Consider the following 24,939-nt stretch of genomic DNA (forward strand, 5'->3'; position numbering starts at 1 on the left):
ATTGAAATTGGTTTGGGACGAGCGAAAGCGGCTGGCTAATCTCGACAAGCACGGGATGGATTTCGCTGACCTGAATATTTTGTTCTTCGAGTCTTCCACCATCGTTGAGGCCAAAAACGGACGCCTCATGGCAATCGGGCATCTTAACGGTGCCATAACTGTCGTCTTTGCTATCCTGGGGACGAGTGCCATATCAATCATCAGCATGCGCCCTGCGTCCGCAAAGGAAAGAAAACTTCTATGAAAAAGAAAGAATTCCGACCGGGCCATGGGTACAGCAAAGAGGACTGGGATGCGATCGACAGTCCTGAACTTACGGACGAAGAGCTTCGCAATGCAAAGCCATTTGCGGAAGTCTTCCCGGAACTCGCCGAGAGCATCCGTCGTAGTCGTGGTCCGCAGAAGGAGCCGACCAAGGTCGCCGTCTCGATCCGCCTGAGCCAGGACGTTCTTGCCTATTACAAGGGCCAGGGCGAGAAGTGGCAATCACGCATCGATGCGGACCTGCGCAAGATCGTCGCGCGCAAGCGCTAGCGACATTGGCCATGCCGGATAAAGCTTTCGTTATCGGCCTATCGGGCGTGCCCGGCTCCGGCAAGTCGACGCTGCTCAATCTGCTGTTGCACGACTTCGGCACCGCGCAGGCCGTCTATTACGACCGGTTCGATCCCGGCATGACCGACGCGCAGATTTGCGATTGGGTTGCGCGCAAGGGCGATCCGAACGAACTCGTTTTCGCGGGCCTCGTTCATGAACTCACGCGCCAAACGCAAGTTCAAGCCGTGGCGGCGCAAAGGCCGCTCGTCTTTTTCGAAACCGCCTTCGGACGCGTTCATAAGACGACCGGCGCCTTCATCGATTTCCTCGTCTGGATCGACACGCCGCTGGAAATCGCTCTGTCGCGCGCGAGTCTGGTTTTTCTCGCCGCGCAACGCGATCGGACGCCTGAGACCGCGCGTGATTTCATCGCCTGGATGACGCGCTATATGCAGGATTATCCCCTGCTCCGTCAGTTATATCTGAGCATGAACGAGAAGATGGCATCGACAGCCGATTTGATCCTCGACGGCACGCAACCTGCCGAGGCTTTGGCCGCATCCGTTAAGACGGCGCTCGCCGCGCGGGGGCTGAAATAGCAGTAGCGCAGTTAACTCCGCGCCGCCTTCGCAAGCTCGACGAGCATTTTCCGCAACCCCTCACCATCTATCACGCGCTGCGGAAACACCAATCGCGCGGTGAGATCGCCGTCGGCCAGATCGAGCCCATCGGGATCAATCCCCGTCACCTGCCATGCCCCGTGCTGCGCGCCCGCCAAGACAGTCGCATAAAGCGCCAGCGCATCTTTATGATCGGCGTTCATATGCGCGAGCGCATCGGCCTCCCCGGAAAGAAGGGCGTCCGCGCCCTGAACATCCGTCAGCAATGTCGCCGCGTCGAAACGGCCGGTCTTGCCGAACCCCCCGTTCAAATGCGCTTGCGCGATCTCGACATGAAAAAAAGCGAAATCGCCAAAATCCGCATAAAGCGCGGATTTCGGGTGCCGCGCGAGAAAGCGCGCCTTCAAAGCCGCGCGCCGCTTGGGCTCGGTGACTTTCTCAGCCTTGCCGGTCAGGGTGAGGCGCGGATGCGCAAGCGGATCGCCTGCCCCGCTTTGGGCCAAAAGCAGAGACAATCTCGGATCATTGGCAAGATGGCGCGTATGCGCAGCCAATTGCGACATGAGGAGAATGGGGCTGCCGTCGGGTTCTGTCGCCACATTGACGAGCGTCGCGAAAGGCTCGCCATCGGGCGGCGCGAGCGTCGCCAAAGCGGCGGCGCGGATACGGCGCAGCAAGGCCTTGGCCTCGGCAAGCGCATCATAGGGAGCCGGGGTGCTTTCCTGCACAGCTTTGGTCATAAAAGCCTCTGTCGGATGAACGCGAATAAACTTGCCTGATTGGACAAAGCATTTACAGAAGCTGCATTTAACGAGAAAGCGAAACCACGAAAGGAGGAAATCTGTCCATGAACAAGAGTTCTCTGCCCAACCGCTGCTTACGTCTCAGATCCTGGCCGATTTTCGCCGCCGGTTTCGGCTTGGTGCTCGTTCTGCCCTTCGCCGCGGAAGCTGCGCCGGATCCGGCCTGCGAGCCCATGTTCACGGCGATCACGAAATTGCTACAGACGCCCAATCATCAATATATGAGCCAGAGCTCTGCCACTTACGCCTTGCAGAACGGCGGGAAAATGCGGACAAGCGAGAGCATTTCGACGAGCGATACATCCTACGTCAAGCTCAACGACCAATGGCGGAAAGTGCCGTACACGCCGCAAGATCTGATGAAACACGAGGAAGAAAGCCGGCAGAATTCCAATGAAATCTGCCATTTCCTGCGTGACGATAGCAGCGAAGGCGAAGCTTCCGTCTATGACGCCCATAGCGAGACGCCCGCGGGCAAATCGGCAGTCCAGATCTGGATTTCAAAGGTTAACGGCCTGCCTTTGCGCGAGGAAATCGACCTTGACCTCAAGGATAAGGGCAAGACCCATTCGTCGGTTCGCTTCGACTATGATCACGTCGAACCCCCGAAAGACGCGAAATAAAGCTCATTGCGTCCGGTAGCGGCACCGGATCAATGCTAATAGGGTGGCGCTCCCGGAAAACTCGTCTATAGTCAGCGCTCTAGAGCCTGATTCTTGATTTCCGGGCAGTTTCCGGCCTCAAGCGTCACATTTCGGCCTTCAAAGCCCCTAAGGTCGCGTGGCTGATCTTGGGCATTTACTCGGGCACCGAGCGTTCCGGCGCCGTAAGCTTGAGACAGCAAGCCGGGACTATAACCAACCGGCAGCGGATCATCCGAGTCACGGGGCCAGATCCTCGGAGCTCCATCAAGGTTAGGATTCTTCATGCCAATGATCGCTCTCGTCGACGACGACCGCAATATACTCGCGTCGGTGTCGATTGCCCTTGAGGGGGAAGGCTATCGCGTTCAGACCTATACCGACGGATCGACAGCACTCGACGGATTGAAGACCAATCCTCCCGATCTCGCCATCTTCGATATTAAGATGCCGCGCATGGACGGCATGGAGCTTCTGCGCCGCCTGCGCCAGAAATCCGATCTGCCGGTGATTTTCCTGACGTCGAAAGACGAGGAAATCGACGAATTGTTCGGCCTCAAGATGGGCGCCGACGATTTCATCCGCAAACCCTTTTCGCAGCGTCTGCTGGTCGAGCGCGTCCGCGCCATCCTGCGCCGGGCCAATCCCAAGGAAGCCGCGGCGCAAAAGGAATCCGAGGCGAAGCTCCTCGAGCGCGGTCTCCTCAAGATGGACCCCGAGCGCCATACCTGCACCTGGAAGAACGAGGCCGTGACGCTCACGGTCACCGAGTTCCTCATCCTCCAGGCCTTGGCGACGCGGCCGGGCGTCGTCAAAAGCCGCAACGCCTTGATGGATGCGGCCTATGACGATCAGGTTTATGTCGACGACCGCACGATCGACAGCCACATCAAGCGGCTGCGCAAGAAGTTCAAATCGGTCGACGACGATTTTGAAATGATCGAGACGCTTTACGGCGTCGGCTATCGTTTCAAGGAATAGTCGGTCCCGCTGGACTCACATCGGGCTTTCCGCTCTTGTTGCCTCATGAAGCTCAAGGCGGAGGAAGTGGCTAAACCGAGATGAGCCTCGACGTACGCGAAGACAAGGTTGTCAACTTCGACGGTCTGCGGCGCCTCAAGCGCATGCAGATCACGGCGGCTTTGCGGCTGCGCAAGATCTGGCGCGCGATCGGGTCTCGCTTTTCGTCCTCGCTGACGCGGCGCATCGTCGTTCTCAATCTGGGCGGCCTCGTCGCGCTCGCCTTCGGCTTTCTCTACCTCAATCAGTTTCGTGAAGGCCTGATCGACGCGCGCGTGCAAAGCTTGCAGACGCAGGGCGAGATCATCGCCGCGGCGATCGCGGCTTCCGCCACCGTCGAGACCGATGCGATCACCATCGATCCCGAAAAGCTGTTGCAGCTCGCGCCCGGGGAAAGCTATGGCGTCGCGGATGAAAGCCAGCCGTCGCTCGAATTCTCGATCAACCCGGAACGCATCGGCCCGGTGCTGCGCCGGCTTGTTTCGCCGACCCGCACAAGAGCGCGGATCTATGATCGCGACGGCTATATGCTGCTCGACTCGCGCTCGCTGACGAGCCGCTCCAATATTTTACGCTATGACCTGCCGGCGGAGCCACATGAAGAGTCGCTGCCTCTGATCGAACGCACATGGAACGCGGTGAAGGGCCGTTTCGGCCAAAGCGACATGCCGCTCTATGAGGATCGCGACTCGGGCAATGGCAAGTTCTATCCGGAAGTGGCTCATGCTTTGACCGGCGCGGCGCAATCGATCGTCAGGGTCAATGCCAAAGGCGAGACCATCGTCTCCGTCGCAGTGCCGATCCAAAGGCTGCGGGCCGTGCATGGCGCGCTTCTGCTTTCGACGCAAGGCGGCGATATAGACTCGATCATCGCCTCCGAACGCTGGGCGATTTTGCGGATCTTTCTCGCCTCCGCCGCCGTCATGCTGATCCTGTCGCTCTTCCTCGCGGGCACGATCGCCGAACCGATGCGGCGTCTGGCGGAAGCAGCCGAGCGCGTGCGGCGGGGCATTAAATCGCGGCAGCAGATTCCCGATTTCACCGACCGTTACGACGAGATCGGACATCTCTCGGGCGCGCTGCGCGATATGACCACGGCGCTTTATAATCGCATCGAGGCCATCGAAAGTTTCGCCGCAGATGTCGCGCATGAATTGAAGAATCCCCTGACCTCGCTGCGCAGCGCCGTCGAGACGCTTCCCATCGCCCGCACGCCGGAAGCGCATCAGCGGCTGCTCGCGATCATCCAGCACGACATCCGCCGGCTCGACCGTCTGATCAGCGACATTTCGGACGCCTCGCGGCTCGATGCGGAATTGGCCCGCGCCGATATGGATGTCGTCGATCTGGCGCGTCTGCTCGGCGCCGTCGTCGCGGTGGCGAACGAAGTGAAAAGCGAAGACGGCGTCCACATCAGTCTCGATATTGCGCCACGCGCCCGTGACGAGGACGGCCGCAACCGCAATTTCAAGGTGATGGGTTTTGATTCCCGTCTCGGGCAAGTCTTCAACAATCTGCTCGACAATGCCCGGTCTTTTTCGGTCCAGCACGGCAATGTCCGCGTTGCCTTGCGGCAGGCGCGTGGCGCGCCGCGGGCGGGTCCGATGCGGGATGGTTTCGAAGTCATCATCGACGATGACGGGCCGGGCATTCCGGACGATGCCTTCGAGCGGATCTTCGAGCGCTTTTATACCGACCGTCCCAATCAGGGGTTCGGTCAGAATTCCGGGCTCGGCCTGTCGATTTCGCGGCAGATCATCGAAGCGCATGGCGGCCGCATCACGGCAACCAACCGCCTCGCGCCGGCTATGTCCGACGGCAGCCGCGCGCCCGTCGTGCTCGGCGCGCGTTTCAGTGTCTGGCTGCCGGCCGCGCCGAAATGAGCGCAGCTCTCCTAGCAGAAGCAAAGCCCATCTATATTCACGCGACGGCCGTAGTGATCGGCCGTGCCGGCATTCTGATCCGAGGGCCTTCCCGCGCCGGCAAAAGCAGCCTCGCGCTTGCCTTGCTCGCGGAGGCGGCGCGGCTCTCTCTATTCGGCCGGCTCGTCGGAGATGATAGAGTCAGCGTCGAGAGTCAGGGCAAAACACTTGTGTTGCGCGGCCATCCCGCGATTCAAGGAAAGATCGAACAGCGCGGCAAAGGCATTCTCGACGTCGCCTTCGAGCCATCGGCCGTCGCGCGCTATGTGATCGATCTCGGGGCCCCCGGAGCCGCTTCAACATCTGCGGCCACCACCCGCATCGAAGACGTGGAGCTGCCGGTCTTGACGCTGCCGCCGAATCTCGACGCCGCCGAACGCGCCGCCCTGGTCATGGCCGTCCTTTCCCAAACCGAGGCAGGAGAGATGGCCTCGCCGCGTCCAAGTTGACGCAGCACCGTCATATGCGGAACCGTTGCAATGCAAAAAGCTTTAAAGAATATATAAGGTATTGTTTTGATATCATTTTAGCGAGTAATGAGACGTCCTACGCCGGTTCGGCCATTTACGCGGAAAAGTTAACGTCGAGATGATTCTTCTTCGATTCCGCCACACACCCGAAAAACCCTTTGGAACCGGGCCTTATTTCGCTTGCCAAGTTCGCCGCAACGCACAAAATGGCGCGTCGAAACGAGCCCGGCGCCAAAAATGCGTGTTTCTAGCAGCCCAGCCTCGCGGGCTGGTCAACGTCTGGTTCACAACTGACCTCCCTATTATGACCCACCCCATCATATGAGCCGAGATCACGTACGGAGTTCCCGAATGAACGGACGCCGCAGATGATTGGATTGGTCTTGGTGACCCACGGTCATCTCGCCGACGAGTTTCGCGCGGCGCTCGAACACGTGGTCGGTCCGCAGCCGCAGATCGCGACCATTTCGGTCGGGCCCGAAGATGACATGGAACAAAGGCGCCAGGAAATCCTCGAGGCGATCGGCTCTGTCGACACCGGATCGGGCGTCGTTATTCTGACGGATATGTTCGGCGGCACGCCGTCGAACCTCGCCATCTCGGTGATGAATGGCGCGAATGTCGAAGTCGTCGCCGGCATCAATCTGCCAATGCTGATCAAGCTCGTTTCGGTGCGCGATACGGCGCTTCTCGAACAAGCTGTCATTCAAGCCCAGGATGCCGGGCGCAAATATATTTATGTCGCGAGCCGGGTGCTCGCCGGCAAATGAGCTCCGACGGGCATTCTGCGCCGGACGAAGAGGATTGCCCGGCGCCGCCCGCGCCCGAAGGCGGCTTTCTGCGCGAGATCAAGATCATCAATAAGAAAGGCCTGCACGCGCGCGCGACGGTGAAATTCGTGCAATGCGTCGAGATGTTCGAGGCCGAAGTCACCGTCAGCCGCTGCGGCGAGACGGTCGGCGGCCTCTCCATCATGGGGATCTTGACGCTCGGCGCCGGGATAGGAACATCGATCTATGTCGGCGCCAAGGGACCCCAGGCGCAAGACGTGCTCGACGCACTTGAAAAGCTCGTTGCGAACAAATTCGACGAAGACGAATAAATGCCGCGAGTTTCCGGGCTTAGAGCAGCGGATCTTCGGAGGTCGGCGCGTCTCCTTCTCCCTGTGGGAGAAGGTGTCATGCAAAGCATGACGGATGAGGGGTTATGATCCTTCAGAACTTACAAGGATCGTAACCCCTCACCCGGTTTGCTTCGCAAACCACCCTCTCCCTCTGGGAGAGGGTTTGCGCGTTCGGCTCTAATTGGGATTCTAACCTTAGAGCGCCTTCAAAATATTATCGACGACCTTCTTGGCATCGCCAAACAGCATCATCGTATTGTCACGGAAGAAAAGCTCGTTCTCGACGCCGGCATAGCCCGAGCCCATGCCGCGTTTGACGAAGAGGACGGTCTTCGCCTTTTCGACGTCGAGGATCGGCATGCCATAGATCGCCGATGTCTTGTCGGTCTTCGCCGCCGGATTGGTCACATCGTTCGCACCGATGACGAAGGCGACGTCCGCCTGGCCGAATTCGGAATTGATGTCTTCCAACTCGAACACTTCGTCGTAAGGCACATTGGCTTCGGCGAGCAGCACATTCATATGGCCGGGCATGCGGCCGGCAACCGGATGGATCGCATATTTGACGTCGACGCCCTTCTTTTTAAGCGCGTCCGCCATCTCGCGCAGCGAATGCTGGGCCTGAGCCACCGCCATGCCGTATCCCGGCACGATGATGATCTTCTCGGCATTCTCCATGATATAGGCGGCGTCCTCGGCCGAGCCCTGCTTGACCGGCCGCGTCTCGACATGGCCCGCAGCAACAGCCGTCTCGCCGCCAAAGCCGCCGAGAATGACGGAGATGAACGAGCGGTTCATCGCCTTGCACATGATATAGGACAGGATCGCGCCGGACGAGCCGACGAGCGCGCCGGTGATGATCAGTGCGAGATTGCCGAGGGTGAAGCCGATGCCGGCCGCCGCCCAGCCCGAATAGGAATTCAGCATCGACACGACGACCGGCATGTCGGCGCCGCCGATCGGGATGATGAGCAGAAGCCCAAGCCCGAACGAGACGAGGACGATCAAGCCGAAGAGCAAATGGCTCGCCGACGTGCAGAAGAGCGCGATCAGCAGGACCAGCAGGATGCCGAGCCCGATATTGATGGCGTGGCGCTGCGGCAGAAGGATCGGCTTGCCGGACATGCGTCCGTCGAGCTTCAAGAAGGCGATGACCGAACCTGTGAAGGTCACGGCGCCAATGGCCGCGCCGATCGACATTTCGATCAGGCTCGCACCATGGATCGCACCGGGCACACCAATGCCGAAAGCCTGCGGCGCTTCGAGCGCGCCGGCCGCGACGAGCACGGCGGCAAGGCCGACGAGCGCGTGAAAGAAGGCGACGAGCTGCGGCATGGCCGTCATCTGGACGGTGCGGGCGCGCCAGGCGCCGATGCCGCCGCCGATCGCGATGCCGACAACCACAAGCACCCAGGCGCCTATGCCGGATGGGATCTGATAGGCGAGCGTCGTCACGATGGCGATCGCCATGCCGATCATGCCGAAGAGATTGCCCTTGCGCGAACTTGCCGGCGAAGACAATCCACGCAGCGCGAGGATGAAGAGAATGCCCGAGACGAGATAAAGAAGGGCCGCGAGATTGGCGTTCATCGGCTCAGCCCTTCTTCTTATACATGGAGAGCATGCGCTCGGTGACGAGGAAGCCGCCGAATATGTTGACCGATGCCAATATGAGCGCGATGAAGCCGAAGATGCGGGCCCAGATCGGGCCGTCGTCGCCGATCTGCGTGGCGCTGACGCCGACGGAGAGCAATGCGCCGACGACGATCACCGATGAGATCGCGTTGGTCACCGACATCAAAGGCGTGTGCAGAGCCGGCGTCACCGACCAGACGACATAATAGCCGACGAAAACGGCGAGAGCGAAAATCGCCAGCCGGAAGACGAAAGGATCGATGGCCCCGCCCGTCGCTATATGAGCGCCGGTGCCGGCCATATGCGCGATTTGATCGGCATAGGATTGTGCCGCATCCGCCGCCTGACGTGCGACGTCGGCCGCGGCCTGGGCCTTATCAAGTAATTGCTGTTCGGTGCCCGTCGCCATTTGGACAGTCCCTCCAGGTTTCCAGCCAATAAGATTTTATTTTTGTCGATCCTTGCGAATGCAGCAGGATCAGGCCGCCAATTGGAAATTCGGATGCACCAGCGCACCATCTTTGGTGAGCAAGGTCGCCTTGACGAGTTCGTCGTCCCATTGGATCGCAAGCGCCTTGGTCTCCTTGTTGATCAAGGTTTCCACGAAGGCGAGAAGGTTTTTCGCATAGAGCGCGGACGCGGTGGCAGGCAGCCGCCCCGCGACATTGAGATTTCCGACGATCTTCACGCCATTGGCAGTGACGACGGTTTCACCAGGCTTTGCCAATTCGCAATTGCCGCCGCGCTCGACCGCCAGATCGATGATGACCGAGCCGGGCTTCATCGAATGCACCATCTCGGCCGTGATCAGTACAGGTGCCGGACGGCCGGGGATCAAGGCCGTCGTGATGACGATATCCTGCTTCGCAATATGCGAGGCCGTCAGCGCCGCCTGTTTGGCTTTATAGTCGGCCGACATCTCCTTGGCATAGCCGCCGGCCGTTTCGGCCTGTTTGAATTCCTCGTCTTCGACGGCAATGAATTTGGCGCCGAGCGATTCGACCTGCTCTTTGGTCGCCGGGCGCACATCGGTCGCCGTCACGATCGCGCCCATGCGGCGCGCCGTGGCAATCGCCTGCAGACCCGCGACGCCGACGCCCATGACGAAGACCTTCGCGGCCGGAACCGTGCCTGCCGCGGTCATCATCATCGGCATCGCCCGGCCATATTCGGCGGCGGCATCAACAACGGCGCGATAGCCCGCGAGATTGGCCTGGCTCGACAGGACGTCCATGACCTGCGCGCGCGTGATGCGCGGCATGAGTTCCATGGCGAAAGTCGAGACGCCGCCGGAGGCCAACGAATTCAGGGCATCGATATGGCCATAGGGGTCCATGACGGCGATGACCGCCGCGCCGGCTTTGACGCCGGCCAATTCCGCCAGGCTTGGGCGGCGGACGCGCAATATAATGTCGGCATTCGCCACGGCCGCGCCGGCATCGGGAACCACGCTCGCCCCCGCCGCCGCATAATCGGCATCGAGGAAGCCGGATTTCAGGCCGGCGCCAGCCTGAACCGCGACCTCGGCGCCGAGGCCTATGAATTTTTTGACGGTTTCGGGGGTCGCGGCAACCCGCGCTTCGGAGGAATCTGACTCGGCTGGAACAGCGATACGCATGATGTCTCCGAAGAGCTGAGATGCCACAATAACTTCAGTCGTTTCAGCACGCCGCAATGGCGGCGTGTCAGAGACGTAGACGAAAGCGTCGGAAATTATCTGTCGGGCAGGATCAGCCCCAGAGAACAGCCAGCAGGATCACGATCAGGATCACACCGGCGCCGCCGTATTTGAGAAGCTTCAGAAAGAGGTGATAGGTGCGGTCGTGTTCGGCGTAATCCATATCGGGATGGTCTCCCGCCGCGGCATGAACTTCATCCATGAGTGCCCTCCAAACAGTGCCTGGTCATTTTATGCCATAGGCATCGCAACGATTTTGTTGGGATGCAAGAGGGTTTCTAAGCAAAATCCGCAAAAATTCCGCGAGATGGCCTGTCAGACAGCTTAAAATTCCAGCATGGGTCTCAAGAAACCGCCCCGGCGAGGCCCGCCTTGTCGAGTGCCGCGGCCTGGCGCCGGCCCAAGACCGCCTGATCGAAGCCGGCGATGGCCTCATTGAACAGACGGTAAAAATTCAATTTCACATCGAGATGCAGAAACACACTGCCGAGCCCAATCGCCGCGCGGTCCATGAAGACGAATTCGCGCGGAACCGTCAGCGGGCCATATTTCTTCAAAGCCTCATGCATGTGAAAGGCTTCCTTGCGGCCGTATTTTCCGGGCGCGATGCCGTCGGCGATGGTCCGCGCCCGGTCCTCCAGCAGCGGCCCATAAATGAACCGCGCCCAGATGTTCAAGGTCTCGATCAGATCCTTGGTGAGGCCGCGAAAGCCCCAGGTCTCGTAAGCATGTACGACGCGGGCTGGCTCATTGTGCAGCAGGCCCTCATAGAGATCGACAACGCCGCCGACGAAAGACGGCGGAAAGATCCGGACGCAGCCATAATCGAGAAGATTGATGCCTTGCGCCTCGCCTGTCGCCGCGTCGCGGAAGACGGAATAATTGCCGAGATGCGGGTCGCCGTGAATGACGCCATATTGATTGAACGGCTTCCACCAGGCGGCATAAAGCGCGGCGCCGATGCGATTGCGCGAGTCTTGATCTGCTTCCTTGAAGGTCAGCATGCGTTCGCCCTCGAGCCAATCCATGGTGAGAAGGCGATGAGTCGAGAGCGCGCCATCGACCGCAGGCACACGGACATCGGCGAGCGGCGCCAGAATGTCGCTATAAAGCCGCGCGTGTTTGGCCTCGCGGCCATAATCCAATTCTTCACGGATGCGCTCCGCGATCTCTTTCGTCATTTCGCGCGTGTCGATCGCCGGGCGAAACCTGCGGTGCAAAGCGAAGATCACATCGAGCTGCTGCAGATCGGCTTCGACGGCAGACGTCATGTCGGGATATTGCAGCTTGCAGGCGAGCTGCCTGCCCTCGAGGCTGACCGCGCGATGCACTTGGCCGAGCGAAGCCGCCGCGGAAGGCTTCAAGTCGAAGGATTTGAAACGCGCCTGCCAATTTGGGCCGAGTTCGGCCTGCATCCGGCGCTTGACGAAAGCCGCGCCCATCGGCGGCGCATCACTTTGGAGCTTTGCCAGCTCTTCGGCATATTCCGGTGGCAAGGCGTCTGGAATCGTCGCGAGCATTTGCGCGACTTTCATCATCGGGCCTTTGAGCGAGCCGAGCGCCTTCGTCAGCGCGGCGGCGCTCGACGCGTCATTGCCGCCGGTACCGAGAAGCCGCGCCGCCGCGATGCGCGCGGCGATCCCGCCGACATTAGCGCCGACCCGCGCATAGCGGACGGCGCGGGCCGAAAGGCGGTTTGATTCGTCGTTCATGGGTTCTTTTCTGCCGTGGGACCATTTGAGGCCTCGTATATAATCCTCAAATCCCTGGCGGGTTAGCTTATAGCGCATTAGTGATGCGGAGCGGCTGATCGCCCTGCTAAGCTCCATATACGCCTTCCGAATGACGCCGATCCGAACCTCGCGCGGGCGTAATCCGAACTGTGGGTCCTGTAACCGGCTTTTTCATCAGGCCGCCTAACCCAAAATATCCCGCGCTGTCGCGATGATCCGGTCGAACTCGCGCTGAATGTCGACAAGTAGACGATCGTCGATGGACGCGCCGGCGGCATCGGCGAGCTTCCGGGTCAGGCGGTCCGAAAGCATACGCAAGCTATCCATGGGATCGACGGTGCGCTGCACATGTTCTGCAAGGAGCAGGCAAACGATCTCGTCCAGCGCCATCACCTGCGCAAGCAGACCCTTGAGCACGTCGGCATTGCCATTATTGTCAGACATCGAACCTCCGGTGTTGGCCGGAGATAATACCTTTCCAAAGCGAGAAATTGTTGCGTCGAATTGTCTTGATAGATGACGCGCCGAGTCAAAATCGTCGAGGCGCCTGACGGTTGGCGCTGGCGAAACAGCCAAAGATATATTCACCGCTTGGATCAGGGCCTGTCGCGCAAAGATGCGGCTGCCGCGCGCAAAGGCTCAAAGCTTTGCGGACAGACCCCGATTCAGGCGATCGACGTCAGTTGTAAGTCGACATGCTATGGCCTTCGGCCCGTTCGTAAAAGTCATTCAAGTCTTCCATGGGAATAACGGCCATAGCCTTGCCGTTCATCTCGCCGACCATAACCGTGACCGTCTTGCCGCTCTTCAATTTGACGGTCATTTCCTTTTGATAGTGCAAGCCGTCGAGGCCAGCAGCCAACGCGATAGGAGCGACGCCGATAATGGCCGCGGCGATGGCTAAAGAACGGAACAATTTTACGTTCATGCGACATTCCTCTCTCTTCAAAACGAAAAGCACATGAAAATCTGCTTTTTCGCTATCGCCTAAACGATCATAGGCACAGAGCTTATTCGCGGACTCGTAGCAGAAAGTTACAGCGCGACACCCGATTGACCGGGTGGCCGCGTCAGCGCCGACCTCGGCGTCTACTTCCCCTCCAGCCCTTCCAGCTCCGCGATCATCCCCTCGATCATCGTAAGCCCGATCTGCCAGAAGGCCGGATCGCGCGCGTCGAACCCGAGGGGCGCCAGCAATTCGGAATGATGCTCGGTGCCGACCCCCGAAAGCATGGCGAAATCTCAAGGCCAGTGGTCTTTGACCCATTGGGCGAAGGCCTCTTCACCGATTTCCCCGGCGGCAAGTGCCAGAAAACTCGCTGTCGCATCTGCCGGGGGCACTTTGAAGTCTATTCCGTTCAAACCAAGGAACACGATGAATGCCGCGAAAGCCGCGCGCTTGTTGCCGTCAACGAACGGATGATTGCGGGCAATGCCGAATGCGTAGGCGCTCGCAAGCACGGCGAGATCGGTTTCTCCATAGGCGAAGCGATTGAGCGGTTTCGCCAGCGCGGACTCTAGAAGACCTAAGTCCCGGATACCTTCCGGGCCTCCGAAGAGCGCCAATTGTTCACCATGAATATCAAGCACGATATCGACGTCGAGCCACAAAGGCTCCGTCATTTGGCGAGCGCTTTGAATGTATCCGCGTAATCGCGGAAAGCCTTGCGCGCGATCTCCATTGCCTTCGCGTGATGCGGATCATAGGGGCTGAGCTTTAAGCCACGCTCAGTCTGTTCGACGATGTGCAGCTTGTCGCCTTCCTTCAATCGAAGACGTGCCAGAAGTTCCTTCGGGAGAATGACCCCAACCGAATTGCCAATCTTGCGGATCTGAAGGACGGCGCCTTCGATTTCTGCATCCTGTCCTTCGATGCCCATGGCAAAACTCCGTTATACAGATTGTATAACATAAATAATGCAGAGCTGGAAGGCTTCCAGTCCCGCGGAGGCCCGATTCTAAGCCGTTTCCCCTCCAGCTCCGCAAATTGTGCCCACGATCAAGTTGACCTGCCAGAAGATCGGCGGGCGCGTCGAGCCCAGAGGTCCTGCAGTTCCGACATCGGCAAGGCTTGCTCGTTGTGGAATCGCCATTCCGCATAGAGCGGTCCCTCTTCAGCGAAGACAAATGTTCACTGTATGTTCTTTCCGAAAGGTGGAACATGCAGTTCGCGAAATTCAAATTATCTCCGCCACGCAATGGCGGTTCTGTCTCGTGCGACGAGCTGGGTCCCAAGGTTGGGAATGTCCGCTTGATGAAGCGGACGCTCGACGAATACGGCGACGAGGTTTGGGCGCCTCGCGATTTGGACACTCTCAATGCGCTTCTGACCGCTCATTATCAATGCCCTATCGATCTGACCGGCAAGATCGAAGGATTGCACGCCGTCGCACGCACCCTCAATAAGGGCGATGTTACGCATGCGTGCTTCGTAACGATCTTCCTTCAATTTCCAGATCAGCCGCCTTTCGATGACGAAGCGGAAGATCGATACGGTGAGCTTCTCGCATCGCTGCAATGGAGCGGGCTGCTCAAAGCCGACGAAGACTGGAACAGGAAACATCCGCGAACCAATGAGTCCCCTAATCGAGGTTGGTTCGCACCTGTACCGAAGGAAGATCAGTCGCGAGAACTTGACCAATCTCGGCGATGGCCACCGAAGGAAGTAAATAAAAAAATCAGAGTATGGGCCGCTGATAACCCCAAGCTTTCTCCAAAGGTCCCGCGCGGAAACGCGACATCTTTCTATCTTGAAGTGATCGCTGAATTACTCAAAGAACTTGGGCGGATGGAACTTAACGTCGGCGAGGATTTGATCACAGCCCAACTCCACGCCTATCATGATTCACCCAAAACGCTGGAAGAACTTCAAATACGCCCCGACATGTTTCCGGACGGGTATGAGCAACATCACATTGTCGAACAAAATGACGAAAATCGCAGGAAATTTGGAAATGAGCGAATCGATGATCCAAGCAATATCATTTGGATCTCAAGACTGAGACATGAGCAGCTCACTGCCGAATATAATAGCATCGAAGACGAGGAAACGACGACCTTACGCGAGCGCATGCGTTCAGAAGATTTCGAAACTCAAAGGGAAAAAGGCCTGGAATTGCTGCGTAAATACGGAGTGCTCAAGTGACGGACTATGCAAAAACAACGACCCCGGCCCTGATTGAGCTTTTCATCGACGGAACGAGCCGTCTCGGGAGCGCCTTCAATCTTCCTCTCAAGATGAGCCCGTTTGTTCCTGAAGCCGAGAGAATTTCGTCTGAAATTCAGAAGGTCGCAGCGGAGTTAAGAATCCGTAAACCCTTGGCGGAACTGCGCAGGCTGTTCGACCATCCCAATTTCGATGTCCGAGCCTGGGCGGCCGGTCAATTTGAAGAGATCGATCCAGAATGGGCCTCCGCTGTTTATGGAGCCATTCGCGAAAAACTGCCTACGCAAAAAGTTGTCGAGATGATGCGGCATGCCTTGAAGCCGCCTCCCCAGCAGCCCGCCTTAAGTGAAATGTCTTTCGTTCAGCTCCTGGCCCGCTTCGAAGATACGTGCGCGCGCCGATATGGCGCCTGTTTTTTGACCAATGACGAGGGCCTCCAGGATTGGCAGACGCGCAATCGGATTGTGAGGGAGACCAACCTCGTCGTCGAAGAGCTGAAGAAGCGCGGCACGATTGGTATGCTCACCGAATTCCTCGATCACCCAAACTTCATCGCTCGCTATGTCGCGGCTATCCATTGCTTGCCACTCGATCCCGATCGCGCAATCCCGATCATTGAGGACATGGCCGGGCGCAATATACTTGGCGATTCGATCGGGGCCGCAGAGATTTTACGAAAATGGCGCTCCGCCGCATCCGGTACAGCCTCAAAGTAGAGAGCACGCTATCCGTCAGCCCCTACATAGCGCGGGCTGACAAGCGAGTTGTTTAGTCGTTCATGCAAAAACTTTAGATGAACTCAGACTTCGGCCGGAACAATATTCAGCGGGCTATGAGCAACACCATATCGTCGAGCAAAATGATGCCAATCGCGCCAAATTCGGAGATGCGATGATCGATGGCCCAGATAACATCATTTGGATTCCTCGATTGAAGCATGAGAAAATCACGGCGGATTATAACCGCGGAATAAGCGACGATGGTCCATCTTTCAGAGAATCGATATCGTCGCTCGATTTCGAGGGACAAAAGCAGATTGGGTTGGCTGCCTTACGCGATTATGGGATTCTGAAATGACCGATTATTCGCACATGAATACGGCTGATCTTATCACCCATTTCATTGACGGAGCGAGCCGCCTCGGAAGCGTGTTCAACCTTCCATTCAAGATGAACCGGCAAAGTGCGGAAGCTCAGGCTATCGGTGACAAGATGCAGCTCATCGGACAAGAACTCAAGGCAAGAAAGCCGATCTCCGACCTTCGCCCTCTTTATGATCATCCGAACGAAGACGTGCGCTATTGGGCGGCGGGTCAGTTCCGCGCCATCGATCCCGAGTGGTCTGATGCTGTCTATGGCGCGGTCCGCGAGAATTTGTCGACCGGCGAGGTCATTGCGCTCGTTCAAAGAGCTAAAAAGAAGCCGCAGAAACAGCCTGCTCTGTCTGACATGTCGATCGCAGATCTGGCGGAGCGCTATAACGACGCCGCGACGAGACTCTACGCCGCCGCGGAGTTTATATCGGACGAAAATGGGCTTCCCGACACTAAAACTTACAACCGTATCTTGGGAGAGATCGGGGACGTCCGCCGTGAGCTTGAAGCAGGCCACGCCCTGACGGCCCTGCTGCCTTTCCTGGAACACCCCAACCCTATTATTCGGCGTGTGGCCGCGAGTTCTTGTTTGTCTATTGCAAGCGACCGGGCGATCCCGATTCTCGAATCGATCGCCAATGGCAAATATGGGGGAGAGCGCGCATCCGCGCGGAGGACGCTCGACCAATGGCGAAGGAAGCAGAGCGGAGCGCCTCAAGGTTGAACCTGCGCCCCGATCACTTCCCTTCCAGCCCCTCCAGCTCGATAATCATTCCCTCGATCATGGTGAGGCCGATCTGCCAGAAGGCCGGATCGCGCGCATCGAGCCCGAAGGGCTTGAGCAATTCGGAATGATGCTTGGTGCCGCCGGCCGACAACATCGCGAGATAGCGCTCGGCGAAGCCTTCGCGCGCATTCTCGTAGACGCCATAGAGCGAATTCACAAGGCAATCGCCGAAGGCATAGGCATAGACGTAAAAGGGCGAATGCACGAAATGCGGGATATAGGCCCAATAGGACTCATAGCCCTCGCCGAGTTTGATCGACGGCCCCAGGCTTTCGGCCTGCACGCTCATCCAGAGTTCGCAGATCTTATCCGCCGTCAATTCGCCGTTGCGGCGCTCGGTATGGACCTTTCGCTCGAACGTATAAAACGCGATCTGCCGCACGACCGTATTGATCATGTCTTCGACCTTGGCGGCGAGCATGGCGCGCCGCTCGGAGACTGTATCCGTTTTCGCAAGCAAAGCGCGGAAGGTCAGCATCTCGCCGAAGACGGAAGCCGTTTCGGCAAGCGTCAGCGGCGTCGGCGCCATCAACGCGCCGTTAGGCCCAGCGAGAACCTGATGCACGCCATGCCCCAACTCATGCGCGAGCGTCATGACATCGCGCGGCTTGCCCATATAATTTAAGAGCACGTAAGGATGCGCGGAGGGCACGGTCGGATGCGCGAAAGCGCCGGGCGATTTGCCGGGACGCACCGGCGCATCGATCCAGCGCTCATCGAAAAAACGCTTGGCGATGCCCGCCATCTGCGGTGAGAAAGCGCCGTAGGCGGAAAGCACGGTATCGCGCGCGTCCGTCCAGGGATAGGTCTTCGACGGGACGTTCGGCAGCGGCGCGTTGCGGTCCCAATGGTTCAAGGTCTCGCGCCCGAACCATTTGGCTTTCAACTTATAATAGCGATGCGACAGACGCGGATAGGCCGCATGCACGGCCGCGACAAGCGCATCCACCACTTCGCGCTCGACCCGGTTCGAGAGATGGCGGGAATCCGCGACATCCTTGAAGCCGCGCCAGCGATCGGAAATTTCCTTATCCTTGGCGAGCGTGTTGGTGATGAGCGCGAAGGTCCGCAGATTTTCCTTGAGCGTCTTTGCCAAAGCATCGGCGCCCTCCTTGCGAACCTCCTCCTTTTCATCCTGCATCAGGTTCAAGACGGGTTCGAGCGTCAGCTCTTGACCATTGGCATGAAAGCGCAGCGAGGCGATCGTCTCATCGAAGAGTCTATTCCAGGCGCCACGCCCGGTCTGAGATTTTTCGTGGAACAATTGCTCGAGCTTGTCGTCGAGCTCATAGGGCTTTTCCTTGCGGATATCTTCAACCCAAGGCCGGTAATGGCTGAGCGCACCTGCCGCCGCTTTGTCGAGCAGCGCATCGTCCAGGCGGTTGAGTTCAAGCTGGAAGAAGAGAAGATCGGACGATGCGTCGGTGAGTTTCTCTTGCGCGTCGCCGTAGAATTTCGCGCGCACCGGGTCTGTCGTATCGCCGGTATAGATCAAGCCTGCATAGGATGCGATGCGGCCCAAAAGTTCTTCAAGCGTCTCATAGGCTTTGACGGCCTCGGCGAGGCCCGCGCCATTGTTCTCGACCGCCAAAGTTTCGAGCTTGCCACGATATTTTTCCGCGAAAGCCTTGCAGTCCGCTTGCGCCTTTTGAACGTCGCGCGCGAAGGCCGGATCTTCCATCCCGGGATAGAGATCCGCGAGATTCCATTCCGGAAGAACACCAAGCTCGTTGTCACCGGCGCCGCGCAAGGCCTCCGGCGCCGCATATGAATATTTAAAGTTGGAGCAAGAGCGGAAAAGGGTCATCGCAGAACCACGAGATTCGAGGGACATCGCCAAGAACGGCATTCGACTCTTTCATAAGGAACGATGATCCTCCGATCAACTATTCCTATCGTGCGAATTCAAAATAGCGTTCATTTTCGTCAATCATCATGATCGTATCCAACGATCGTTTTGGCTACGTATCGAAACAAAAGTCATCGCTGTGTTACGGCGCGAAACATAGTTCTGCGACATGTTGCCCGTCTCACTCTTTCTTGAATGAAAGATGATGTACGCCGCGCATGCATCTCCCTATGTCCCGCCTGTCAGCAACAAGGCAGCACGTCTGCCGGCATCGAGCAACAAGACTCGATGCACAAACTTTTGCATGGAGATGACATGACCAACATTCGCACTTTGACTTTTGCCGGTTTGACCTTGATCGCTTCGGCCGGAGCCGCTTTCGCAGCTTCGCATGGTTCTCAGGTTCCGGCCAATCAGTATCAGAGCTACTACCAGAACCAGCAGGCCGCTTTCCCCGGCGTCACCGGCATGGCCGATGAAAGCACCTCGAATAGCTCGTCCTGCTATCGCGGCGTACTGCCCTTCCGCATCCAAACGTGCGGTGTCGAGTAAGATCCGACTGCAAGTAAGTCACCAGCAAAAGCGCGGCGGGAATGCCGCGCTTTAATTTTGCCAGCTAGCCTTCCGGGCATCGCAAGTCCGACTCCCGCCGCCTAAGCGCAAAATAGTGCATATGCTAGCATCTCACGCGGGCGCGATCGAAAGACTCACGTTTTCTTGAACCAAAGCCCACGCCTGAGATGCAACTAAGCCCCTTCTCCGGCGTCATAAGGACAAGGCAGGTGCAACTGGCCGGCCCGGAATGGAAGATGATCTTCGTTCCGATTTTCCTCAGAGGAGGGCATGACATGACGATGTTCCGCACTTTGGCTTTCACCACAATGGCTGTGATCGCTTCGATCGGGGCCGCCGCCGCGGCTCCGGCTGCTAACGCCAACCAGTTCTACAGCATGTATCAGCCTCAGGTGACACATGATCATGTGTCGGTCCATAGCGTCCGGGCGGCACGTGATTATTTTGCCGCCTACAATCGCGACCTCCAGGGCGTCCCCTGCGGCGTCTCGTGCGATTGAGAGTTCCGGCCCAGTTAGAAATGGCACGGGCTAAGACAAAGCGCGGCGTTTTCGCCGCGCTTTGCTTTTGGCCTCTACGCTGTCTCAAGCGGATTTATATTGGCATATGCTAATATTCTATAGGGACGAGCTAAAAGATCACGCCAGCGTGATCCGAAGTCTCACAGTTTCTTGAACTGGAATTTAAAAAACGATGCAACAAAAGCCCCTCCTCAAACGTCTTAAGGGCAAGGCAGGCGCGATTGGCCAGCCCCGGAATGGAAGATGATCTTCGTTCCAACGGAATGCCTCAAGGAGGATAAGACAATGAACACGATTCGCACCTTGGCTTTTGCCGGTTTGACTGTGATCGCTTCGATGGGCGCCGCTTCGGCCGCTCCCGTCTCTTGGATTCCGACCGATCAGTTCCAGGCTCTGTATCAGGTTCAAGGCCAGTTCGGCGCGCTGAGCGACATTGCCCGCTACGATCACTCCGGTTCGCGCGGTCGCCTTGATCTTGGCGCCAGCCCCTTCCATCCGGAAGGCCCCGGCAACTTCAGCGACTAATTCTCACTCCGAGCGGGTTCTGCAAAGCGCGGCATCTGATGCCGCGCTTTTCTTTTCGAGCGGCACGCCAGGCTCCGGCTCGGCTTCCACGGGCGCAGTTTCGAAAAAATTTCCGAACTTGGGCCAAGCCGAAACCGCCGGCGCATAATTTTGACCCCATGCCTGCTCCCAAACGGCACGGCCATTAACACGGCGTTTACTCTGATCGACCAGCATGGCGGCCGGCGAAATCATTTCGCCCCTCATGAGGTCGCATGTCCTGTTTGATTCTGGTTGTCGATGACGACCCCGTCCAACGCCGTCTTCTCGAAACACTCGTGCGGCGCTTTGGCTACGAGGTCGAGGTGGTTGAAACAGGCGAAGCGGCTCTGGCGCGGCTCGAAGCCACAGCCGGGCTACCGGTCGATCTCGTTATTCTTGACCTCGTGATGCCGGATCTCGACGGCATGGCGGTCCTGGAGCGGATGCGCGATCGCGGTTGTCAGGTACCGACCATCGTCCAAACGGCCAATGGCTCGATCGAAACCGTCATTTCGGCCATGCGTGCCGGCGCTCTGGACTTCGTTGTGAAGCCCGTCGGCGCCGAAAGATTGCAGGTCTCGATCAAGAATGCGCTGCGGGTCGACGCGCTCGAAGATGAAGTGCGCCGCATGAACCGGCAGGCGGCCGGCACCTTGTCGTTCAAGGACATCGCAAGCTCAAGCGAAGATATGGAGCGAGTCGTACGGCTCGGCGAACGCGCCGCCAAATCGATGATTCCCGTCCTTCTCGAAGGCGAATCTGGCGTCGGCAAGGAAGTAATCGCGCGCGCCATCCAAGGCGCATCCGACCGGCGCGGCAAGGCTTTCGTCACCGTCAACTGCGGTGCCCTGCCCGAAAACCTCGTCGAATCGATTCTATTCGGGCATGAAAAAGGGGCTTTCACCGGCGCCAGCGAAAAACATATCGGTAAATTCGCGGAGGCCCATGGCGGCACCCTGTTTCTCGATGAAATCGGCGAATTGCCCCTCGAAATCCAGGTCAAGCTTTTGCGGGCGCTTCAGCAGGGCGAAATCGACCCCGTCGGCGGAAAGCGGCCGGTCAAGGTCGATATCAGGCTGATCTCGGCCACGAACCAAAATCTGATCGAGCTCGTGAAACGCGGCCGTTTTCGCGAAGACCTTTATTATCGTTTGAACGTCTTTCCGATTTCGGTGCCGCCCTTGCGATCACGGCGCGACGATATTCCGGACCTCGCCCGGCGATTTGCCGCCCGCTTCGGCGCCGAGGAAGGCAAGCGCATCCGCGGCTTCAGTTCCGAGGCCGTCGCCTTGCTCAAGACCTATGATTGGCCGGGCAATGTCCGGCAATTGGAAAACGCCGTGTTCCGGGCCGTCGTGCTCGCCGATGCCGACGAGCTGACAATCACCGAATTTCCGCAGATCGCCGCGCATGTGGACGGGTTCGATCTGCGCATTCCGGCCATTCCCGCGGTTTTGTCCCAGCCGAAGCCCGAGCGGGAGGTGGTGCGGGTCGAGGTTCGCGACCCGAATGTCCTAAGCCTGTTGAGCGAAGGCGGCGATATCCGCAGGCTCGATCAGCTCGAAGCTGAAACGATTCGTTTCGCGCTGGCGCATTATCGCGGCCAGATGTCGGCAGTTGCCCGCAAACTCGGAATCGGCCGCTCGACCCTTTATCGCAAGATGAAGGAATATGGCTTCCATCTCACCGAACAAGAGCAGGAACAAGGCGGCGACAAGGCCGATGATGCCGCGGCCTGAAAGATCCTGCGCTTGGAACCAGCAAATGTGGCCGCCCTGCCACGCTCTATGAGATAACGGCATCGTGTGCAGAGGCACAGCCGTTCGTGCATTGATTTCGTAACCAACTCACCCCTTCTTTACCTACGGGGGTGTCGAGGTTTCAATGCGTCGTCAGATGAACGTTCTTTCTAAGCGCGGCACGTCCCGCCTCGGCGCCTGCGCGCCTTTCATGGCTCTCTCGCTTGGCGGCGCCGCCGCCCTGCTCCTGCTCTCGGGCTTGCCCGATTCGACCGCATTCGCCCAAGGGCCGGTCCAAGAACAGGCTCAAGCCCCCGCCCAGGAGGCGGCGAAAGGGCTCGACGCGACGGCCCCGGAGCAGGCTCAAGCGCAAGCCGCCGAGAGCACGCCAGTCACCGTGCCATCGGCAGAGAGCGAAACGCCTCTCGCCACGCTCAACCCAGCGCCTGACGCGAATGCGCCCGCCGGGGCAGCACCGCCGGACGTGACCCAATCCAAGGACGAGTCATCGCCCGAACCGGCCGCCGCGGCGGCTGACGCACCCGCGACGCCCTCGTCCCAGCCCGAGCCATCGGCGGAAAAGGCTTCGATCGACACGGATACGACAGGGTCGATCAAGGAAGATCCCCTCGCTCCAGCCGAGACAGCCACCCCTGCGGCTCCGGCCGAGCCGACGGATACGGCCGTCGCCCCGCCCGCCGAGATCATTGCGCCCCCCACCGACGAGGCAAAGCAGGCCACACCGGAAAAATCGCCCTTGCTGGGCCTCTTGCAGACGGCGCTTGAAAATCTCGTCTATTCGGACGTGAAGGGTCCGCACGCCGCCGAGACGCAAAAGATTCGCGAAGAACTGGCGGCCTTTTACACGTTGCACGATTTCGCGCCGCTCTGGAGCACCGACGGACAGGCGACGCCAGCCGCGAAGGCCGTGATCGACCGGCTTCAACACGCCGCCGACGACGGTTTGCCGCTCGCTTTCGTGCCGGATCTGCAAGGCGGCAGCGACGCGGACCGGGTCAAGGCCGATCTCGCCTTGTCGGAAGCCGTGATCGCCTACGGCCGCGCCGCCTCGGGCGGCCGAATCGACCCGAAGACGATTTCGCCTTTGATCGGCGAGAAGCCCGAGGTAGCCGAGCCTTTCGCCATTTTATCCGCCGTGGCGGACGCGGGCGACAAGGCTGGAGAGGTTCTTTGGGGTTTCAACCCGCCGCAAAAAGCCTATCAGGCGCTGCGCCAGAAGCTCGCCGAAATGCGCCGTGAGAAAGCGCCCGTCGCGCATCAGCCCATCCCCTCCGGTCCAGAATTGACGGTCGGGATGCGCGACCCGCGCGTGACTTTGATACGGGCGCGCTTCGGTCTCGACGTCCAGCAACCTGCCGCGCCGGAAGACCTCGTCTATGACACGCGCGTCGCAGCCGCCGTGGCCGGTTTCCAGAAATCCGCCGGCCTGCCCGCTTCGGGCGTGCTCACCACGCGCACGATCGCGGCTCTGTCGGGCGGTCAGCCGTCGCGGCTCGAAAACGAAATCCTCGCCAATATGGAGCGCTGGCGCTGGATGCCGCGCGACATGGGCGAGACCTATGTTGCCGTCAATATTCCCGACTTCACGGTTTCGGTGATTCACGGCGACCAGCTTTTGACGCGCCATCGCGTCGTCGTCGGCAAGCCCGACACGCCGACGCCGGTGTTCTCGAACAAAATGCAATATTTGATCGTGAACCCCTATTGGAACGTGCCGCAATCGATCATCCGCAAGGAATTCCTGCCGAAGTCCGGTGGCGATCTCAGCTATCTCGCCGCCTCAGGCTGGCAGGTGAGTTCGCGTCACGGCGTGCTCACCGTGCGTCAGCCGCCCGGTGAAAGGAACGCGCTCGGACGCATCAAATTCCTCTTCCCGAACGATTATTCCGTTTATCTCCACGACACTCCGTCGAAGGCTCTCTTCGCTTCGGCGAAGCGCGCCTTCAGTCACGGCTGCGTCCGCGTCGACCAGCCCTTCAGTTTCGCCGAAATCATACTCAATCATTCCTGGAGCGAACAAAGACTGAAGGGTCTGATCGGGTCTGGCGAGCGCTACATCAACCTGCCGACGCCCTTGCCGATCCACATAGAATATTTCACGACCTATGTGGATGAGACCGGCCGGCTGCAATTGCGCGACGATCTTTATGGCTATTCACACAAGGTCAAAGTCGCGCTCGGGCTTGAGGGCTAAGCCATTTAAGTGCTTGTTTTCCGCCAATAAGCTGCCCGCATATGCGGCTGCCATATGGCCTCTGACACAGCTTCGCCATAATTTCCGGCTTTCTTCCGGCCAACCACGGTGCTTAACTGGATCGTGGGGAGAGCGGGGGAATGCCATGGGTCCGATGGGCACGGGGTATTAACGGTTCTCGGTTTTAAACGTTAAGTCCAACGAAAACGGGCGGCATAAGCCGCGTAACCCGAGAACCGCGAGCCATCATTTGCGACAACCGAGCCTC

General features: G+C 58.8%; 30 protein-coding genes. 17 read left to right on the top strand and 13 right to left on the bottom strand.

Translation table 11 applies throughout. The features are described from left to right. The first annotated feature begins 55 nt into the window (after positions 1-55). From A3OQ_RS0100480 to A3OQ_RS0100490, 3 genes are read left to right on the top strand one after another with little or no spacing between them, the layout of a single operon-like run. The gene (locus tag A3OQ_RS0100480) at positions 56-244 is read left to right on the top strand and encodes a BrnT family toxin (RefSeq protein ID WP_341872089.1); all 189 of its coding nucleotides are present in this window, start codon (positions 56-58) and stop codon (positions 242-244) included. Further along, complete coding sequence (locus A3OQ_RS0100485) at positions 241-534, top strand: BrnA antitoxin family protein (RefSeq protein ID WP_020173384.1); 294 nt, start codon at positions 241-243, stop codon at positions 532-534. Before A3OQ_RS0100480 ends, A3OQ_RS0100485 begins: the two co-directional genes overlap by 4 nt. Before the next feature lie 11 nt (positions 535-545). Then, entirely contained in the window at positions 546-1,136 is a 591-nt protein-coding gene (locus A3OQ_RS0100490; protein ID WP_020173385.1) for a P-loop NTPase fold protein, read from the top strand. Positions 1,137-1,147: 11 nt separating this feature from the next. Here the strand turns inward: A3OQ_RS0100490 and A3OQ_RS0100495 are convergent, their stop codons facing one another. Then, entirely contained in the window at positions 1,148-1,897 is a 750-nt protein-coding gene (locus A3OQ_RS0100495) for a HugZ family pyridoxamine 5'-phosphate oxidase (RefSeq protein ID WP_020173386.1), read from the bottom strand. A gap of 107 nt (positions 1,898-2,004) precedes the next feature. Between A3OQ_RS0100495 and A3OQ_RS0100500 the strand changes: the two genes are divergently transcribed. From A3OQ_RS0100500 to A3OQ_RS0100525, 6 genes are all read left to right on the top strand, one after another. Next, positions 2,005-2,583: a hypothetical protein gene (locus A3OQ_RS0100500; protein ID WP_020173387.1), complete on the top strand. Its 579-nt coding sequence runs from the start codon at positions 2,005-2,007 to the stop codon at positions 2,581-2,583. Positions 2,584-2,886: 303 nt separating this feature from the next. Then, positions 2,887-3,582 carry a response regulator transcription factor gene (locus A3OQ_RS0100505; RefSeq protein WP_026595337.1) on the top strand — a complete coding sequence of 232 codons (696 nt, stop codon included), beginning with the start codon at positions 2,887-2,889 and terminating at the stop codon, positions 3,580-3,582. An 80-nt stretch (positions 3,583-3,662) separates the two neighbouring features. Then, positions 3,663-5,504: a sensor histidine kinase gene (locus A3OQ_RS0100510; RefSeq protein ID WP_020173389.1), complete on the top strand. Its 1,842-nt coding sequence runs from the start codon at positions 3,663-3,665 to the stop codon at positions 5,502-5,504. Continuing rightward, positions 5,501-5,992 carry an HPr kinase/phosphorylase gene (locus A3OQ_RS20975; protein WP_083931429.1) on the top strand — a complete coding sequence of 164 codons (492 nt, stop codon included), beginning with the start codon at positions 5,501-5,503 and terminating at the stop codon, positions 5,990-5,992. The genes A3OQ_RS0100510 and A3OQ_RS20975 overlap by 4 nt, the downstream gene beginning before the upstream one ends. A 389-nt stretch (positions 5,993-6,381) precedes the next feature. Continuing rightward, the gene (locus A3OQ_RS0100520; RefSeq protein WP_020173391.1) at positions 6,382-6,783 is read left to right on the top strand and encodes a PTS sugar transporter subunit IIA; all 402 of its coding nucleotides are present in this window, start codon (positions 6,382-6,384) and stop codon (positions 6,781-6,783) included. Continuing rightward, positions 6,780-7,115 carry an HPr family phosphocarrier protein gene (locus A3OQ_RS0100525; protein ID WP_020173392.1) on the top strand — a complete coding sequence of 112 codons (336 nt, stop codon included), beginning with the start codon at positions 6,780-6,782 and terminating at the stop codon, positions 7,113-7,115. Before A3OQ_RS0100520 ends, A3OQ_RS0100525 begins: the two co-directional genes overlap by 4 nt. Positions 7,116-7,331: 216 nt before the next feature. Here the strand turns inward: A3OQ_RS0100525 and A3OQ_RS0100530 are convergent, their stop codons facing one another. The 10 genes from A3OQ_RS0100530 to A3OQ_RS0100575 all read right to left on the bottom strand — a co-directional run bounded on the left by A3OQ_RS0100530 (position 7,332) and on the right by A3OQ_RS0100575 (position 14,062). After that, positions 7,332-8,726 (bottom strand): NAD(P)(+) transhydrogenase (Re/Si-specific) subunit beta, encoded by a 1,395-nt coding sequence (locus tag A3OQ_RS0100530; RefSeq protein ID WP_020173393.1) that lies wholly within the window; start codon positions 8,724-8,726, stop codon positions 7,332-7,334. Positions 8,727-8,730: 4 nt separating this feature from the next. Next, positions 8,731-9,180, bottom strand: coding sequence for a proton-translocating transhydrogenase family protein (locus A3OQ_RS0100535; RefSeq protein WP_020173394.1), 450 nt, complete (start codon positions 9,178-9,180; stop codon positions 8,731-8,733). A gap of 69 nt (positions 9,181-9,249) precedes the next feature. Further along, positions 9,250-10,389 (bottom strand): Re/Si-specific NAD(P)(+) transhydrogenase subunit alpha, encoded by a 1,140-nt coding sequence (locus A3OQ_RS0100540; RefSeq protein ID WP_026595338.1) that lies wholly within the window; start codon positions 10,387-10,389, stop codon positions 9,250-9,252. Positions 10,390-10,501: 112 nt separating this feature from the next. Beyond that, on the bottom strand, positions 10,502-10,651 hold the full coding sequence (locus A3OQ_RS23855) for an aa3-type cytochrome c oxidase subunit IV (RefSeq protein WP_020173396.1): 150 nt from the start codon (positions 10,649-10,651) through the stop codon (positions 10,502-10,504). A 142-nt stretch (positions 10,652-10,793) separates the two neighbouring features. Next, positions 10,794-12,161: an ABC1 kinase family protein gene (locus tag A3OQ_RS0100550; RefSeq protein WP_020173397.1), complete on the bottom strand. Its 1,368-nt coding sequence runs from the start codon at positions 12,159-12,161 to the stop codon at positions 10,794-10,796. A gap of 204 nt (positions 12,162-12,365) precedes the next feature. Then, the gene (locus tag A3OQ_RS0100555; protein WP_020173398.1) at positions 12,366-12,626 is read right to left on the bottom strand and encodes a hypothetical protein; all 261 of its coding nucleotides are present in this window, start codon (positions 12,624-12,626) and stop codon (positions 12,366-12,368) included. A 235-nt stretch (positions 12,627-12,861) separates the two neighbouring features. Next, positions 12,862-13,143 carry a hypothetical protein gene (locus A3OQ_RS0100560; RefSeq protein ID WP_244427069.1) on the bottom strand — a complete coding sequence of 94 codons (282 nt, stop codon included), beginning with the start codon at positions 13,141-13,143 and terminating at the stop codon, positions 12,862-12,864. Between the two features lie 128 nt (positions 13,144-13,271). Continuing rightward, positions 13,272-13,415 (bottom strand): hypothetical protein, encoded by a 144-nt coding sequence (locus A3OQ_RS24770; RefSeq protein ID WP_020173400.1) that lies wholly within the window; start codon positions 13,413-13,415, stop codon positions 13,272-13,274. Positions 13,416-13,424: 9 nt separating this feature from the next. Next, complete coding sequence (locus A3OQ_RS0100570) at positions 13,425-13,805, bottom strand: type II toxin-antitoxin system death-on-curing family toxin (RefSeq protein ID WP_020173401.1); 381 nt, start codon at positions 13,803-13,805, stop codon at positions 13,425-13,427. After that, complete coding sequence (locus A3OQ_RS0100575; protein WP_020173402.1) at positions 13,802-14,062, bottom strand: AbrB/MazE/SpoVT family DNA-binding domain-containing protein; 261 nt, start codon at positions 14,060-14,062, stop codon at positions 13,802-13,804. Before A3OQ_RS0100575 ends, A3OQ_RS0100570 begins: the two co-directional genes overlap by 4 nt. A 281-nt stretch (positions 14,063-14,343) precedes the next feature. On the opposite strand from A3OQ_RS0100575, the gene A3OQ_RS23295 reads away from it, so the two are divergent. The 3 genes from A3OQ_RS23295 (at position 14,344) to A3OQ_RS0100595 (ending at position 17,165) form a co-directional block, all read left to right on the top strand. Beyond that, on the top strand, positions 14,344-15,327 hold the full coding sequence (locus A3OQ_RS23295; RefSeq protein ID WP_020173403.1) for a hypothetical protein: 984 nt from the start codon (positions 14,344-14,346) through the stop codon (positions 15,325-15,327). Next, entirely contained in the window at positions 15,324-16,064 is a 741-nt protein-coding gene (locus A3OQ_RS0100585; protein WP_020173404.1) for a DUF2019 domain-containing protein, read from the top strand. The genes A3OQ_RS23295 and A3OQ_RS0100585 overlap by 4 nt, the downstream gene beginning before the upstream one ends. A 357-nt stretch (positions 16,065-16,421) precedes the next feature. Beyond that, positions 16,422-17,165: a DUF2019 domain-containing protein gene (locus A3OQ_RS0100595; protein ID WP_083931431.1), complete on the top strand. Its 744-nt coding sequence runs from the start codon at positions 16,422-16,424 to the stop codon at positions 17,163-17,165. 13 nt (positions 17,166-17,178) lie between these two features. Here A3OQ_RS0100595 and A3OQ_RS0100600 read toward each other — a convergent pair whose 3' ends face one another. Beyond that, positions 17,179-19,035: a M3 family oligoendopeptidase gene (locus A3OQ_RS0100600; RefSeq protein ID WP_026595340.1), complete on the bottom strand. Its 1,857-nt coding sequence runs from the start codon at positions 19,033-19,035 to the stop codon at positions 17,179-17,181. Positions 19,036-19,392: 357 nt separating this feature from the next. Here A3OQ_RS0100600 and A3OQ_RS0100605 point away from each other — a divergent pair, with 357 nt between their 5' ends. From A3OQ_RS0100605 to A3OQ_RS0100615, 3 genes are all read left to right on the top strand, one after another. Beyond that, the gene (locus A3OQ_RS0100605) at positions 19,393-19,629 is read left to right on the top strand and encodes a hypothetical protein (protein WP_152428259.1); all 237 of its coding nucleotides are present in this window, start codon (positions 19,393-19,395) and stop codon (positions 19,627-19,629) included. A 296-nt stretch (positions 19,630-19,925) separates the two neighbouring features. Further along, positions 19,926-20,150 carry a hypothetical protein gene (locus tag A3OQ_RS0100610; protein WP_152428260.1) on the top strand — a complete coding sequence of 75 codons (225 nt, stop codon included), beginning with the start codon at positions 19,926-19,928 and terminating at the stop codon, positions 20,148-20,150. A 306-nt stretch (positions 20,151-20,456) separates the two neighbouring features. Then, complete coding sequence (locus A3OQ_RS0100615; RefSeq protein ID WP_152428261.1) at positions 20,457-20,696, top strand: hypothetical protein; 240 nt, start codon at positions 20,457-20,459, stop codon at positions 20,694-20,696. A 3-nt stretch (positions 20,697-20,699) separates the two neighbouring features. On the opposite strand, the gene A3OQ_RS0100620 is transcribed toward A3OQ_RS0100615, so the two are convergent. Then, positions 20,700-20,930, bottom strand: coding sequence for a hypothetical protein (locus A3OQ_RS0100620; protein ID WP_152428262.1), 231 nt, complete (start codon positions 20,928-20,930; stop codon positions 20,700-20,702). A gap of 20 nt (positions 20,931-20,950) precedes the next feature. Here A3OQ_RS0100620 and A3OQ_RS0100625 point away from each other — a divergent pair, with 20 nt between their 5' ends. Beyond that, on the top strand, positions 20,951-22,456 hold the full coding sequence (locus A3OQ_RS0100625) for a sigma-54-dependent transcriptional regulator (protein ID WP_020173412.1): 1,506 nt from the start codon (positions 20,951-20,953) through the stop codon (positions 22,454-22,456). A 157-nt stretch (positions 22,457-22,613) separates the two neighbouring features. Next, positions 22,614-24,671, top strand: coding sequence for a L,D-transpeptidase family protein (locus A3OQ_RS24965; RefSeq protein ID WP_020173413.1), 2,058 nt, complete (start codon positions 22,614-22,616; stop codon positions 24,669-24,671). Positions 24,672-24,939 lie beyond the last annotated feature (268 nt).

The sequence above is a fragment of the Methyloferula stellata AR4 genome, from assembly GCF_000385335.1.
Classification (GTDB): Bacteria; Pseudomonadota; Alphaproteobacteria; order Rhizobiales; family Beijerinckiaceae; genus Methyloferula; species Methyloferula stellata.